Origin of the sequence: Geodermatophilus tzadiensis (assembly GCF_003002915.1) — a bacterium.
Taxonomy (GTDB): Bacteria; Actinomycetota; Actinomycetes; order Mycobacteriales; family Geodermatophilaceae; genus Geodermatophilus; species Geodermatophilus tzadiensis.
This window is the reverse complement of record NZ_PVTG01000006.1, coordinates 199,820-213,065: the sequence shown is the minus strand read 5'-3', so window position 1 is coordinate 213,065 and position 13,246 is coordinate 199,820. Positions and strand designations below refer to the sequence as shown.

The following is a 13,246-nucleotide window of genomic DNA, read 5'->3' as shown; positions in this document are numbered from 1 at the left end:
CAACCGCGTGGAGATCACCTTCGGCGAGCTCACCGACCGCATGGAGCTGGCCCGCCACGGCGCACACACCTTCTGGGGACTACTCACCCGCACCGCCGCCGTCATCGCCGCACATACCCTGCTGCGGACATGCCAGACCGAGCTCGAAGCCGGATAGATCAACCCACATAAGGCGCCTGAGGTCCCCGGGTGGGCCCGGCGCGCGCCGGGCCCACCCTCGCGGACGACTACCTGTCGTCGCGGAGGCCCGACGCCAGTAGCGTCGCGGTGCGATGACCGAGACAGCGAACACCTCAGCCGACAGCACCCCCGAGGTATCTCTCCGGCACCCGGGAGGTGAGCTCCCGCTGCGCGTGGTGCCGGCCACGGAGGGGTCCGCGGGCCTCGACGTCTCCAAGCTCCTGTCGACGACGGGCCAGGTGGCCCTCGACATCGGCTTCGTCAACACCGCCGCGTGCACCTCGGCGATCACCTACATCGACGGCGACGCCGGGATCCTGCGCTACCGCGGCTACCCGATCGACGCCCTCGCCGGGAAGGCCAGCTTCCTCGAGGTCAGCTACCTGCTGATCTACGGCGAGCTGCCCACCGCCGACCAGCTGGGCGAGTTCGACGAGCGGCTGCGGCGGCACACCCTCCTGCACGAGGACCTCAAGCAGTTCTTCAAGGGCTTCCCCCGCGACGCGCACCCGATGCCGGTGCTCTCCTCGGCGGTCAGCGCCCTGTCGACCTTCTACCAGGACTCGCTGGACCCCTTCGACGAGCGCCACGTGGAGATCTCCACCGTGCGGCTGCTCGCCAAGCTGCCCACCATCGCCGCCTACGCCTACAAGAAGTCGGTCGGCCAGCCCTTCCTCTACCCGGACAACTCGCTGGGCCTGGTGGAGAACTTCCTGCGGATGACCTTCGGCTTCCCCGCGGAGCCCTACGAGGTCGACCCCGAGCTGGCCGCGGCCCTCGACATGCTGTTCGTGCTGCACGCCGACCACGAGCAGAACTGCTCGACGTCGACGGTGCGGCTGGTCGGCTCCTCGCAGGCCAACCTCTTCGCCTCGATCTCGGCCGGCATCAACGCGCTGTTCGGCCCGCTGCACGGCGGGGCCAACCAGTCGGTGCTGGAGATGCTCGAGTCCATCCAGCGCGAGGGCGGGGACATCCCGGCCTTCGTCGAGCGGGTGAAGAAGAAGGAGCCCGGCGTCAAGCTCATGGGCTTCGGGCACCGGGTCTACAAGAACTACGACCCGCGCGCGGCGATCGTGAAGAAGACCGCCGACCAGGTGCTCGCCAAGCTCGGCGGCAACAACGAGCTGCTGGACCTGGCCCAGCAGCTCGAGGAGATCGCGCTGTCCGACGACTACTTCGTCGAGCGCAAGCTCTATCCGAACGTGGACTTCTACACCGGGCTCATCTACCGGGCGATGGGCTTCCCGACCCGGATGTTCACCGTGCTGTTCGCCCTGGGGCGGCTGCCGGGGTGGATCGCCCAGTGGCGGGAGATGATCAGCGACCCGTCCACCAAGATCGGCCGTCCGCGGCAGGTCTACACCGGTGAGACCGAGCGGGCCTTCGTCCCGCTCGCCGAGCGCTGACCCGGGCGGGCATGGGCAGCGAGCCGCCCGGCGAGGACGCCCTGGTCCTGCCACCGGTACCGCTGGCGACCGGGCGGCTGCTGCGCCTCGACGACGAGTCCACGGTGGCGGTCACCGCCGTGGAGCTCGTCGTCTCCACCGAGGACGGGGCGGAGCACCGCATCGCGCTGGTACCCCGCCACGGCGCCTGGTGGCCGCCCGACCGCTGACCACGCCCCGTGCACGTCCGCGGAGGTGCCCCGTGCACCTCCGCGGACGTGCGCGTCCGGTGCCCGCGCCCGTCCCCCGTCCGGGCCGACTCCCTCACCCCCTGGGGTGAGGCCGCCTCCCCCCTCCCTCCTCCGGGTCCCCCGCCGCGTCGATCTGACGGCGAGCGCTCCACGGCACGTCCGCCGCGGAGCCGGCCACGCCAGTCGAGACGCCCGGGGGACCCGCAGTGCCCGCACCACGCCGCACGGCCTCCCCGCGGACCACCGGTGCCCCCGCCCCCCGCCGCCGGCTGACCGCCCGCGAGACCGAGGCGCTGCAGGCCCTGCTCGCCGCCCGCGCCGCCGCCGGTGCTCCCGCCCGCCCCCGCCCCACCCGGCCGGCTCCCGGCCGGACGCGCACCGCGACCCGCCGCCGCCCGGCTCCCCGGCCCACCCGCACGCGCGGCCCCTGGCGCGCCCGGCTGCTCGTCGTCGGCCTGGCCACCCTGCTGGTGCCGGTGCTCACCGTGCTGCTGGCACCGGCCACCTCCGCCCCGGGCGCGGCCACCGTGCCCGGCGACCCCACCGGCCTGGCGCTGGCCGCCCGCGGCACGCTGCTGCAGGACGCCGACACGTACCGCCGGCTGCAGACCGAGATCGCCGCCCGCCGGACCGTGGTGGAGCAGGCCCGCGCCGCCGAGGAGGGCGCCCGCGCCGCCGTCGCCGCCGAGCAGGCCACCGTGGGCGGCGCCGCGGCCGACCTCTACCGCGCCTCCGCCCTCACCCGGATGCCGGTGCTCGGCCTGGACGCGACCGCGCCCGCCGGCACCGCCGACGTCCTCTACCGGCAGGCGCTGGCCGACCGCGCCGCCGGCGACCGCGAGGCGGCGGTCGCCCGCGCCGAGCGCGCCGAGGCCGCCGTCCGGACCGCCGCGGCGCGGGTGGCCGCCGCGCAGGCCGCCGTCGACTCGGCCACCGCGCAGGCCCGCTCGCTGCTGGGCGGCATCCGGGCGACCGCCGGTGACCTCGGGCTCGACGTCTCGGTGCAGCTGGCGGCCCTGGGCACCGTGCCCGCCGCCGGCGAGCAGCAGGCGCGCAACGCCGCCGCGCTGCAGCGCTGGCAGGGCTACCTCACCGAGCTGGCCACCGCCGGCATCGAGCCGCCGTCCGCGGCCGAGCTGGCCGACCCCGCGGTGCTGCCCGAGGGCTTCTCCCCCGCGCTCGACGCCGCCGGCCAGGCCGTGCCCGGCGTGGCGTGGGCCGTGGCCGGCAACCGCCCGGTGACCGTGCTGCCCGCCGAGACCGTGGCCGCGGTCAGCAGCGCGCTGGCGCAGGCGGGCCGCCCCTACGTCGCCGGCGCCGCCGGGCCCGACACCTACGACTGCGGCGGGCTGGTGGCCGCCTCCTACCTGCTCGGCGGGTACGCGCTGCCGGCCACCGCGGCCGAGCAGTGGGCCGCCGCCACCGTCGTGCCCGCGTCGCAGCTGCAGGTCGGCGACCTGGTGGTCTCCGACGGGGGCCTCGACGTGGGCGTCTACCTCGGCGGGGACGACGTGCTCGGCGCCTCGGCCGCGAGCTACCAGGTGGGCGTGCGGTCGGTGCCGGCCGACGCCCGCGCCGTCCGGGTGACCCTGCCCGCGCCCGCCGAGCCCAACGCGCCGCTGCCGGCGTCGACGTCGGGCCGGGGCGCCTGCGGTGCCGTGCCCGCGCCGGCCGGCCCGGTGAGCCCCGCGTGGGGCGGCTGGTCGAACGGCCGGATCCCGACCGCGGCCCTGTGCCCCGTCGCCCGCGGCCACGCGCTGCGCTGCGACGCGGCGGCCGGCTACGCGGGCCTGGCGCAGGCCTACCAGGCGGCGTTCGGCACCCCGCTGTGCATCACCGACTCCTACCGGTCGATGTCCGCGCAGGTGGACGCCTTCCGGCGCAAGCCGGCGCTGGCCGCGGTGCCGGGGACGTCGAACCACGGCTGGGCGCTCGCGGTGGACCTGTGCGGGGGGGTCAACGTCGCGGGCACCCCGCAGTGGACCTGGATGACCCAGCACGCCGGCGCGTTCGGCTTCGTCAACCCCGACTGGGCCCGGCCCGGCGGCGAGAAGCCCGAGCCCTGGCACTGGGAGTACGGCCACCTCACGTGACGTGCTGGAACGGCCCCGTCGCAGGGGCCCGCGCCGAGCTCGCGAGGCGTGGGGGGCGACGGGAGAAAGGACCCCTCCGCCCCCCACCACTCGCGAGCTCGCGGCGGGGCCCTGCGGAGGGGCCGCTCAGAGCCAGCGGAGGTCGGGGAGGCGCGACCAGGGCAGCCGGACGCAGGCCTCGCCGGTCTCGCCCAGCCGGGCGGCGACGGCGGCGGAGGCGCACGCCACCGGCCGCATCGGCGTGACCACGACGTGCGGCTCGGCCAGGTCCAGTCCGGCGTCGGCGATGTGGGCGAGCAGCCGGGCGGGGTCGGCCAGGGCCGCCGAGGCCAGCATCGGCGCGCCGGGGTGCGACCACAGCGCCACCGGCCCCTCGACCCGCAGCACGCCCCCGGCCTCGGCGGCGCGTCCGAGCGCGGCGGCCCGGGTGCGGCCGACGACGGCGGCGTCGGCGCGGTCCGACGGCGTCCAGCCGACGGTGCGCTCCCCCCGGCGGACGACGACCCGCCAGCCGACGGCGGCCCGGGCCCGGTCGGTCCAGTCGAGGACGGCGACCCCGGACGCGGCGGCCGCGGCGTCGGGGACCGGGCGGGTGGCGACGAGGTCGGTGAGCGCGGCGGCGACCGCGGCGGCGGTCGGCGGCACGCCGGCGTCGGTCATGTCCTCGGCGAGGTCGCGCAGCGGGGTGCGCACGCGGCGCTCGTCCTCGGCGAGGACCAGCACCGGGCCGCGGGCGGGGTCGGCCAGCACGGCGGCGCGCAGCCGACCGGTGGCCAGGCCCGGGAGCACGGCGGTGGCGGTCTCGTGCAGGAGGTCGACGTCGACCGGCCGGGGCCGCAGCCGCTGCAGCAGGCCGGCGCGGGACCGGCGGGGCTCGGGGCTCACGGGCGGCGGCTCCCGAGGACGGCACGCAGGGCGAGCGGCAGCGCGGCGAGGTCCAGGACGCTGTCGAGCTCGGCGGCCGAGAGCCGCACGGGCAGCACGTCGTCGGCCCAGCCGGTCACCCGGCGCACGCGCGCGGCCGGCGCGGGCCAGACGGCGTCGCGGGCGGCGGCCACGTGCAGCTCGGTGAGCACGTCGGCCAGGTGCACCGCGGCGACCGGGTGCACTCCCGGCTCGGCCATGGCGTCGCGGACGACGGCGGCCAGGTCGCCGCGGTCCCCCTCCGACAGCCAGTGCGGGAGCAGCGCCGCGGCGGCGGGGTCGCCGGCGGGCAGGATGCTCACCCTGCACCTCCCCCCGGACGGCTGTGCGGGTCCGCCCCTCCGGCGCCGGCGGCGCGGGATCGGGCAGGACTCGCGGTCACGCTCTCGGTATCGGCAGGTCCGGGCCCGGATGGACCCGGATCCGGCGGACCGATCGGATCCGTCCCGCCCGTTACTCGTCGAGCTCGGCCAGCCGGTCCTTGAGCGCCCGCTCGACGCGGTCGGCGTGCACGTTCATGTTGCGCACCGAGGTGCCCAGGTCGGCCGAGACCTGCGTCTTGGTCTGCCCGCCCCAGGTGGTCAGGTACCAGGTGGCCCAGCCCAGGACGTTGGGCTGGGCGGCCCGCTGGCCCCGTGCAGCGGTGGGGTCGGGCGCACACGCGGCGGTGAGCGCGTGCGAGAGCAGGGTCTGCTCGGCCTCGTCCATGATCTGGTCGGGCGCCTCGTCGGAGTCGGGCAGCAGCACCTCGGTCGCGTCCGGCGTGCCGTCCAGCGACTGCAGGTTGCGCAGCCCGTTGAGGGTGGCGACGGTCTGCGAGTTGCGGCGCAGGGTGGCCACGCTCTGCCCCATGTAGGCGGCGAGCTCCCGCTCCGTGGGCCGCCGCTGGTGCTCGGCCTGGAAGGCGGCGACCGCCTTCTGCTGCCGGTTCTCGGTGTCGGCCGCCGTCCGGCCGTGCGCGTTGCGGCCCAGGTCGTGCACCCACTTGGACAGCTGCGTGGCCAGGAAGGCCCCGAACGGGACGCCCTTGGTCTCGTCGTACTGGCCGACGGCCTTGAGGATCCACTCCGCGACCTGCTGGGCGAGGTCGTCGGGGTCGGGCAGGTGCAGCCGGATCGTGCTCATGTTGCGCTGCAGCCGCTTGAGGCTGACCGGCATGTAGTGCCGGCACAGGTCCTCGAGGAAGGCCGGTGGCAGGTCGCGCGGCGCGCGCCGGCGGACGTCGGCCTCGGCGCGCAGGCCGACGGTGGTGGCGCCGTGCGTGGCGCACCAGGCGCGGACCCAGTCGGCGAGCACCGCGCCCTGGCCGCAGGGTCCGTCGACCCGGTACAGCCCCTCCCCCTCGTCGTGGCTGACGCTCACGCCGTCGGGCAGGTCGGCGCACAGCCGCGCCAGCGGGAGCTCCCGGTCGGTGCGGAAGTGCACCCGGTCGCGCGGCGTGATGGGCACCCGGGCGAAGCCCTCGGCCTCGGGGACGCCGCCGAAGACGAGCGGCGCGCGGGTGTCGGTGGACGGGGCGGGGGCAGGGTGGCTCACCGGTACTCCTGGGCGATCGCGGGGAAGGCGACGGTCAGGCCTCCCTGTGGGGGCCCGCCCCGAGCGTCAGCGAGGGGTGGGGGGCCGGGAGGTCCTTCTGTTACGCGAGGACGTGGTCGGCCGGCTGCGTGCCACGGGGCCCGGGGACGGCGGCGACCTCGGGGTCGGCCGCGAGGAGGAGGGCCTCCGCGGCGGCGCGCTCGGCGGGGGCGGGCTCGGCGGCGTACACCGGCATGTGGTCGTAGAGGACCGTGAAGAGGTCGCTGACGAACGCGTAGGCGGCCTGGGCCTGCGGCGAGAAGCGCGCGATGGCCTCGCGGGGGCCGAGCTCGACGCCCACGGTCACCCGGACGACGCGCTCGTCCTTGCCGAGGCCGGTGACGCCGAAGCCGACGGTGGGGTGCGCGGCGGCCAGCGCGGCCAGCTCGGCGAGGCAGCGGCGGGTGGACCCGCGCCGCGGGCGGAGCTGGACGTGCACGACGACGGTGTCGGCCGTCGGACCGGTGCCGGCCTCGACGCCGGTCCCCTGCACTGCTGCAACGCTCTGTCGCATGTTCATCGCCCCCTGTGACGTGCTCGGGGCAACTCTGGCGCATGAGCGGACGGTGACGAGCACACAACTCGCCGTGCCCTACGCAATGTGCGGGGACACCTTCGTCAGTTGTTGCTGACGACGGTGTCCGAACGATCACGGCGGGCCGGCGCCACGGCGAGAGTTGCCGAGGCGCCGGGCCGGCGTCCGTGGCGAGTCGTCAGCGGGCGGGCGTCCCCGGCGAGGCGGAGCCCCGCGCGGCCCGCCGCGGAGCGGGTGCGGGAGCGGGGTCGGCGCCGGGCGCGGGATCGGCGTCCCCGTCGGAACGGGGGGCGAAGGCGGCGAGCGCGCCGAGCGTGTCGGCGGTGACCTGCGCGGCGAGCAGGTTGGCCTCGGCGATCTGCCGGTAGACCTCCTCGCGGTGGATGGCCACCTCGCGGGGCGCCTTGAAGCCGAGGCGGACGGTGCCGCCGCGCACCTCGACGACGTGCACCTCGATGTCGTCGCCGATGCGGATCGTCTCGCCGACGCTGCGGGTCAGTGTGAGCACGGGTACCCCTCCATGGGTGTGTGTCCGGCCTTCCGTGGCGGTGCCCGCCGGAGCGGGCCAGGACGGCGGGTGCGCCGTCCCCTTCCTCATCGGCAGAGGCGCCGCCGGATCGGATGACGTCCGTCGGGCAGCACGACCTGGGCGGCCCGCCAGGTGGCCGGGTTGACCACCACCGGGGCGCGCAGGTTCGCCGTCGCGGCCGACGGCCCCCCGGCCGGCACGGTCACCAGCACGTAGACCTGCGCGTCGGCGGGGTCCTCGAGGCCGAGCTCGTCGAGCAGCGCGGCCGGCAGGACGGGGTCGTAGTCGGCGAAGTACCGGGCCGGGGGGATGACCAGGAACCGCGGGCCGCCGACGTCCAGGGACTGCAGCCAGAACAGCAGCCCGTCCCCGTCGGCGGTGACGAGCACGTAGTCGCGGAACTCGGGGAAGCCGGGCAGCGGGGTGACCATGCCCAGCAGGGGCAGGGTGGCGACGGGGGCGAGCGTCACCGCAGGAAGTCCACGAGCGAGGGCTGGATGACCTGCGAGGTGGCCGACAGGGCCGCCTGGTAGCCGGTCTGCTGGAACTGCAGCTGCATGATCGTCTTGGGCAGGTCGACGTCCTCGACCTCGGCCAGCTGCCTGCTCAGCGAGAGCTGCACGTCGGTGTTGGTCTGCGCGGCGGTCTCCACCCGCGCCGCACGGGCGCCGATCGTCGACAGCCCGGTGAGCAGCCGCTCGAGCGAGGCGTCCAGCGCCTCGAGGTCGCCGCCGAGCGCGGCCGGGTCGCTGCCGACGTCGTCGGCGATCTTCCCCACCAGCGCGAACAGGTCGACGCCGGCGGGGTCACCGAAGGCCTCGGGCCCGACGACGTCGATGCGCACGTCCTCCCCGTTGGCGACCCGCCGGGTGGTCGCCACGACCGGGATCCCGGCGGCGCCGCCGACCCCGACGTAGGCACCGTCGTCGCCGTAGGCCGTGGCCCCGGTGGTGATCCCGCCGAACAGCGGCCGGCCGTCGACCGCGGTGTTGGCCAGGCCGATCAGGCTCTTGCGGATCTCCCGCAGCTCGGTGGTGACGGCGGTGCGGCCGCTGTCGGACAGCGCTCCCTCGTTGGACACCTGGACGGTGAGGTCCCGGACCCGCTGCACCTGCGCGGACATGGTCCGCAGCGTGGTGTCGGTGGTGTCCAGCCAGGCCCGCGCGTCGGAGATGTTGCGGGCCTGCTGGGTGACCGCCGCCTGGTCCTGCCGGATCTGCATGGCGCGGTTGACGCCGGTCGGCGAGTCCGACGGCTTGCTGACGACCTTGCCGGAGGTGAGCTGCTGCTGGAGCTTGCCCAGCTCGGTGAGGTTGCGGTTGAGGCCGAGCAGCGCGGTCTGCGCCACGGCCTTCTGGGTGATGCGCACTCAGGTCACCGCCCCACGACGCCGGTGCGGGTGATCAGGGTGTCCAGGGCCTCGTCGATCGCGCTCACCATGCGGGCCGCGGCGTTGTAGGCGTGCTGGAAGGACAGCATGTTCGTCATCTCCTCGTCGAGGTTGACCCCGGAGACCGACTCGCGGGCGGCGTCCACCTGGCTGGAGATCACCGACTGGACCTCCAGGTTGCGGGCGGCCACGGAGGACTCCACGCCCAGGGCGACCACGAACCTGCGGTAGGTGGCGTCCAGGCCGGCGGTGTCGAGGCTGAGCCGGAAGAGCGCGTCGGCGTTCTTGCCGTCGGCCGACGTCTTGCCCCCGAGGGTCGCGGGGTCGGTCGCCGCGGCGGCCACCTGCTCGGGTCGCAGCGACCGCAGGGTGATGGTCGCGGCGGTGACCGTGCTCAGGTCGACGGGAGCCGCGCCGGAGCCGTCGTCGAAGAGGGGCCCGCCCGGCTGGCCCGCGAGGTCGAAGCCCTGGGCGTGCGCGGCGTTGAGCGTGCCGGCCAGCGACCGGGCGAACTCGTCGAGCTGGGTGCGGTAGCCGGGCACGGTGGTGGTCAGCGCGGTGAGCTGGCCGGCCGCGGTCCCGCCCGGGCGCAGCACCGTGCCGCCGGGGACGGTGACCAGCCGGGGCGGGTCGGTGGCGGCGCCGTCGGCCGTGGCGGTGCCGGCCAGCCGGACGCCGACGGCGCTGCCGCCGGAGACCAGGCTGGTGCCGCCGACGGTGACGTCGACGACGCCGTCGGCGCGCGGGACGGCGGTGGCGCCGATCTGCTGCGCCAGCTGCAGCACCAGGGCGTCCCGCCGGTCGGCGAGCTCGTTGACCGGCAGGTCGGCCAGCGTCGACAGCCGGATGGTGGCGTTCAGCTCGGCGATCGCCCGGGTGCTGGTGTCGACCTCGGTGGCGAGGGTGGCCAGGCCGTCGCGGGTCTGGTCCCACTGCTGGTCGAGCGCGGCGCGGGTGGTGTTCAGGCCGCTGGCCAGGGTGTCCAGCCGCTCGAGCACCTGGCTGCGGGAGGCCAGCGTCAGCGGCGAGTTGGCCAGGTCGGAGAACCCGGCCCAGACCGCGGTCAGCATGCTCTGCAGGCCGGTGTCGCCGGGCTCGCGGAAGGCCTCCTCGACCCGGGACAGCGCCGCGCTCTCGGCGGTGAGGCGGGCGGTGTCGGCCGTCTCCAGGTGGGCGCGGGCCTCCAGGAGGGCGTCGCGGACCCGCCGGACCTTCTCGGCGTCCACGCCGCCGTCGACGGCGCTGCTCACCGAGTGGACCGCCGGGACGGCGGTGCCGCCCATGGCCTCCAGGTCGACCCGCTGCCGGGAGTAGCCCTCGGTGTTGACGTTGGCGACGTTCTGCCCGGTGACGTCGAGGCCGCGCTGGGCGGCCCACAGCGCCGTCCGGGCGGTGTTGAGGGCGGAGAAGGCGCTCACAGGGCACCGTCCAGGGTGACCGCGCGGGAGCTGCCGGCCTCGGAGCGGCCGGTGGCGCCGTAGGTGCCGGCCGTGGGCTGGCGCACCGAGACCAGCGCGTCGCCGAGGGCGGCCAGGCCGCCCTCGATGAGCTCGCGGTTGGCGTCGGAGAGGCTGCGCAGGTCGGTGACGAGCACGAGCAGCGCCTCGTGGTGGCGGGTCAGCAGGTCGTTCCACGGCGCGGGGGCGACGTCGGCGAGCTGGCGCAGCGACGGGTTGGCGCCGACGCCGAGCCGGGCGGCCAGCGACTCGGTCACCGCGGCGCGCTCCACCTCGAGCGTGCGCAGCTGGTCGAGGACGACCTCGATCTCGTGGGCGATGCGCGCCAGCCAGCGGGTCTTGCCCGACAGGATGAGGTACTGCTTCTCCTCCGCCTTGAACAGCAGCAGGTCGAGCAGCTCCTGCTCCCGCCACAGCAGCGTCGACAGGTGCTGGAAGTCCACGTCCGCCACCGCCTCCCTCGTCCTGCCGGGCGGGCGGTCCCCGTCCGGCGTCGTCAGCGGTCAGGCCATCGGCACCGGGCGAAGGACCCTCAAGCCGAGATCCCAGGATCGGCAGATGTTGCCCTGCCGGGGTGGTGCGGTCGCCCGCGCGGGCAGCCGAGGAGGGAGGCGTGCCAGCAGCCCGCCTCCCGGTGACCGAGCGCCCACCCGCCCCGCGCCCCGCCACCCCGCGCGGGACGCCGCCCTCCGGCGGTGCCCCGCCGGCGTCGGTGTCCCGGTCGGCGGCCGAAGTGGAGGCGCTGGTCACCGAGCACCTGCCGCTGTGCTCGTTCGCGGTCAACGCGGTGGCGTCGCGGATCTCGCTGCCCGGTCACGTCAGCCGCGAGGACCTGCTCTCCTGCGCCCGGCTGGCGCTGGTGGAGGTCGCCCGCCGGTTCGACCCGTCGGCCGGGGCCACCTTCGCCACCTACGCCCTCCCCCGGCTGCAGGGCGCCGTCCTCGACGAGCTGCGCTCGGGTGACTGGGCCAGCCGGTCGGTGCGGGCCGCCGCGCGGCGCACCGACGCGGCGGCCGACGCGCTGACCATCCGGCTGGGCCGGCCGCCGACGCGCGAGGAGCTCGCCGAGAGCCTGGGCGTGCGCCGCGACGAGCTCGACGCGCTGCAGGTCGACGTGCACCGGGCGGTCATGGTCAGCATCGACGCCGAGAGCGGCGGCGAGGGCGGCTCGCTGGACCTGCCCGACCCCGGCGAGTCCCCCGAGCGCGCGGTGCTGCGCGGTGAGCGGTCGCGCTACCTGCACGACGCCGTGCGTGCGCTGCCCGACCGTCTCGACGAGGTCGTCGAGCGCAACTTCTTCGGCAACGAGTCGCTCACCGACATCGCCGCCGACCTCGGCGTCACGCTGTCGCGCGTCTCGCAGATGCGCGCCCGCGCGCTGACGCTGCTGCACGCGGCGATGAGCGAGGTGTGGGAGGGCCGGGCGGTGCCGGCCGACGGCGGCGTGCGCGCCCGCAACCAGCAGCGCCTCTACGTCGACCGGGTGGCCGGCCGGCACACCGGGGACCGCAACGCACCGCCCGCGGCCGTCCCCCCGCTGCCGGCACCGCGGACGGCGTGGGCGACGGCCGCCCGCACCTACGGGGTCTCCCGACCCGCCTGAGTGAGGCGGCCGGAAAGAAGTCCGGGGTTCGCCTCAAGTCCCGTCCCGTCCCGGCCGTAACACCACCTGCACGCCCCGCAGCACGGATGCAGCGGGAACCTCGAAGACCTGATTCCAAGGAGGAACACCATGGGTCTGCGCGTCAACACCAACATCGCGGCGCTGAACTCGTACCGCAACCTGTCGGCCACCGACACCGCGATGGGCAAGTCGCTCGAGAAGCTGTCGAGCGGTCTGCGCATCAACCGGGCCGCCGACGACGCGGCCGGCCTGGCGATCTCCGAGGGTCTGCGCTCGCAGATCGGTGGTCTCAAGGTCGCCGTCCGCAACACCCAGGACGGCATCTCCGTCGTCCAGACCGCTGAGGGTGCGCTCACCGAGACCCACAGCATCCTGCAGCGCATGCGCGACCTGGCGGTCCAGGCCTCCAACGCCGGTGGCCTGAACAACGAGGCGCGCACCAGCATCCAGTCGGAGATCACCCAGCTCAAGGGCGAGCTGGACCGCATCGCCGACACCACGAAGTTCAACGGCAACTCGCTGCTCGACGGCTCGTTCGACGCCAAGTTCCAGGTGGGCGCCAACGCTGGCGAGACCATCCGGGTCGACATCGACCAGGACATGAGCAGCGCGGGGCTGGACCTGGACACGGTCGACGTCAGCGCCTTCGGCGCCACCGAGACCGCCGCTCCGGGGACGTACAACTTCGCGGCAGGTACTGCTCCGACCGCGCTGACCGTGATCTACAACGGCAGCACCCACACCATCGACACCGCTGGCTGGAACACCGCTGGCACCGCTGCCGCGGCCGAGGCGAACCAGAAGCTGATCCAGGACCAGTTCGACGAGAAGCTCAACGGCACTGGCCTCACCGCCAAGGTCGACTCGTTCGGTGGAGTGGTCATCAACGGCCCGGTGGGCATGGCTGACGGCGAGGTCACCGGCACCCTGACCACCACCTTCGCCGCCGCCGGCCTCACCAGCGGGGCGGAGAGCGCCATCACGGCGCTGGACCTGGCGATCCGGAAGGTCTCCTCCACCCGCGCCGACCTCGGTGCCGTGCAGAACCGGTTCGAGCACACGATCAACAACCTGAACGTCGCGGTCGAGAACCTGTCGGCCTCCGAGTCGCGGATCCGCGACACGGACATGGCGCAGGAGATGGTGAGCTTCACCCGCTCGCAGATCCTGTCGCAGGCCGGCACCGCGATGCTCGCCCAGGCCAACTCCAGCTCGCAGGGCGTCCTGCAGCTGCTGCGTGGCTGATCGCACCCCGTAACAGCGCACCACCCCGGTGAGGGGGGAGGCCCCGGGCCTCCCC

General features: G+C 75.3%; 14 protein-coding genes. 5 read left to right on the top strand and 9 right to left on the bottom strand.

The features are described from left to right. The first annotated feature begins 272 nt into the window (after positions 1 to 272). The 3 genes from LY71_RS10720 to LY71_RS10710 all read left to right on the top strand — a co-directional run bounded on the left by LY71_RS10720 (position 273) and on the right by LY71_RS10710 (position 3,912). Complete coding sequence (locus LY71_RS10720; RefSeq protein ID WP_106277151.1) at positions 273 to 1,589, top strand: citrate synthase; 1,317 nt, start codon at positions 273 to 275, stop codon at positions 1,587 to 1,589. Positions 1,590 to 1,600: 11 nt separating this feature from the next. Then, entirely contained in the window at positions 1,601 to 1,798 is a 198-nt protein-coding gene (locus LY71_RS10715; protein ID WP_091109621.1) for a hypothetical protein, read from the top strand. A gap of 227 nt (positions 1,799 to 2,025) precedes the next feature. Next, positions 2,026 to 3,912, top strand: a complete 1,887-nt coding sequence (locus LY71_RS10710) for an NlpC/P60 family protein (RefSeq protein ID WP_106277148.1) — start codon at positions 2,026 to 2,028, stop codon at positions 3,910 to 3,912. A gap of 126 nt (positions 3,913 to 4,038) precedes the next feature. Here the strand turns inward: LY71_RS10710 and LY71_RS10705 are convergent, their stop codons facing one another. From LY71_RS10705 to LY71_RS10665, 9 genes are all read right to left on the bottom strand, one after another. Further along, the gene (locus LY71_RS10705) at positions 4,039 to 4,797 is read right to left on the bottom strand and encodes a hypothetical protein (protein ID WP_106277146.1); all 759 of its coding nucleotides are present in this window, start codon (positions 4,795 to 4,797) and stop codon (positions 4,039 to 4,041) included. After that, positions 4,794 to 5,138: a hypothetical protein gene (locus LY71_RS10700; RefSeq protein ID WP_106277144.1), complete on the bottom strand. Its 345-nt coding sequence runs from the start codon at positions 5,136 to 5,138 to the stop codon at positions 4,794 to 4,796. Before LY71_RS10700 ends, LY71_RS10705 begins: the two co-directional genes overlap by 4 nt. A 151-nt stretch (positions 5,139 to 5,289) precedes the next feature. Next, positions 5,290 to 6,372 carry a sigma-70 family RNA polymerase sigma factor gene (locus tag LY71_RS10695; protein ID WP_106277142.1) on the bottom strand — a complete coding sequence of 361 codons (1,083 nt, stop codon included), beginning with the start codon at positions 6,370 to 6,372 and terminating at the stop codon, positions 5,290 to 5,292. A 100-nt stretch (positions 6,373 to 6,472) separates the two neighbouring features. After that, positions 6,473 to 6,904 carry a hypothetical protein gene (locus tag LY71_RS10690; protein WP_245887821.1) on the bottom strand — a complete coding sequence of 144 codons (432 nt, stop codon included), beginning with the start codon at positions 6,902 to 6,904 and terminating at the stop codon, positions 6,473 to 6,475. A 220-nt stretch (positions 6,905 to 7,124) separates the two neighbouring features. Continuing rightward, a complete protein-coding gene (gene csrA, locus LY71_RS24665) occupies positions 7,125 to 7,454 on the bottom strand; it encodes a carbon storage regulator CsrA (protein ID WP_281261597.1) in 330 nt (109 codons plus the stop codon). Between the two features lie 86 nt (positions 7,455 to 7,540). Then, the gene (fliW, locus tag LY71_RS10680; protein WP_106277140.1) at positions 7,541 to 7,945 is read right to left on the bottom strand and encodes a flagellar assembly protein FliW; all 405 of its coding nucleotides are present in this window, start codon (positions 7,943 to 7,945) and stop codon (positions 7,541 to 7,543) included. After that, positions 7,942 to 8,844 carry a flagellar hook-associated protein FlgL gene (gene flgL / locus LY71_RS10675; RefSeq protein WP_106277137.1) on the bottom strand — a complete coding sequence of 301 codons (903 nt, stop codon included), beginning with the start codon at positions 8,842 to 8,844 and terminating at the stop codon, positions 7,942 to 7,944. Before flgL ends, fliW begins: the two co-directional genes overlap by 4 nt. A 5-nt stretch (positions 8,845 to 8,849) precedes the next feature. Beyond that, the gene (gene flgK, locus LY71_RS10670; RefSeq protein ID WP_106277135.1) at positions 8,850 to 10,283 is read right to left on the bottom strand and encodes a flagellar hook-associated protein FlgK; all 1,434 of its coding nucleotides are present in this window, start codon (positions 10,281 to 10,283) and stop codon (positions 8,850 to 8,852) included. Beyond that, positions 10,280 to 10,774: a flagellar protein FlgN gene (locus LY71_RS10665; protein WP_245887820.1), complete on the bottom strand. Its 495-nt coding sequence runs from the start codon at positions 10,772 to 10,774 to the stop codon at positions 10,280 to 10,282. Before LY71_RS10665 ends, flgK begins: the two co-directional genes overlap by 4 nt. Positions 10,775 to 10,935: 161 nt before the next feature. Between LY71_RS10665 and LY71_RS10660 the strand changes: the two genes are divergently transcribed. Continuing rightward, positions 10,936 to 11,925, top strand: coding sequence for a sigma-70 family RNA polymerase sigma factor (locus tag LY71_RS10660; protein WP_106277133.1), 990 nt, complete (start codon positions 10,936 to 10,938; stop codon positions 11,923 to 11,925). Between the two features lie 129 nt (positions 11,926 to 12,054). Next, positions 12,055 to 13,191, top strand: coding sequence for a flagellin N-terminal helical domain-containing protein (locus tag LY71_RS24460; RefSeq protein ID WP_106277131.1), 1,137 nt, complete (start codon positions 12,055 to 12,057; stop codon positions 13,189 to 13,191). Positions 13,192 to 13,246: the final 55 nt, after the last annotated feature.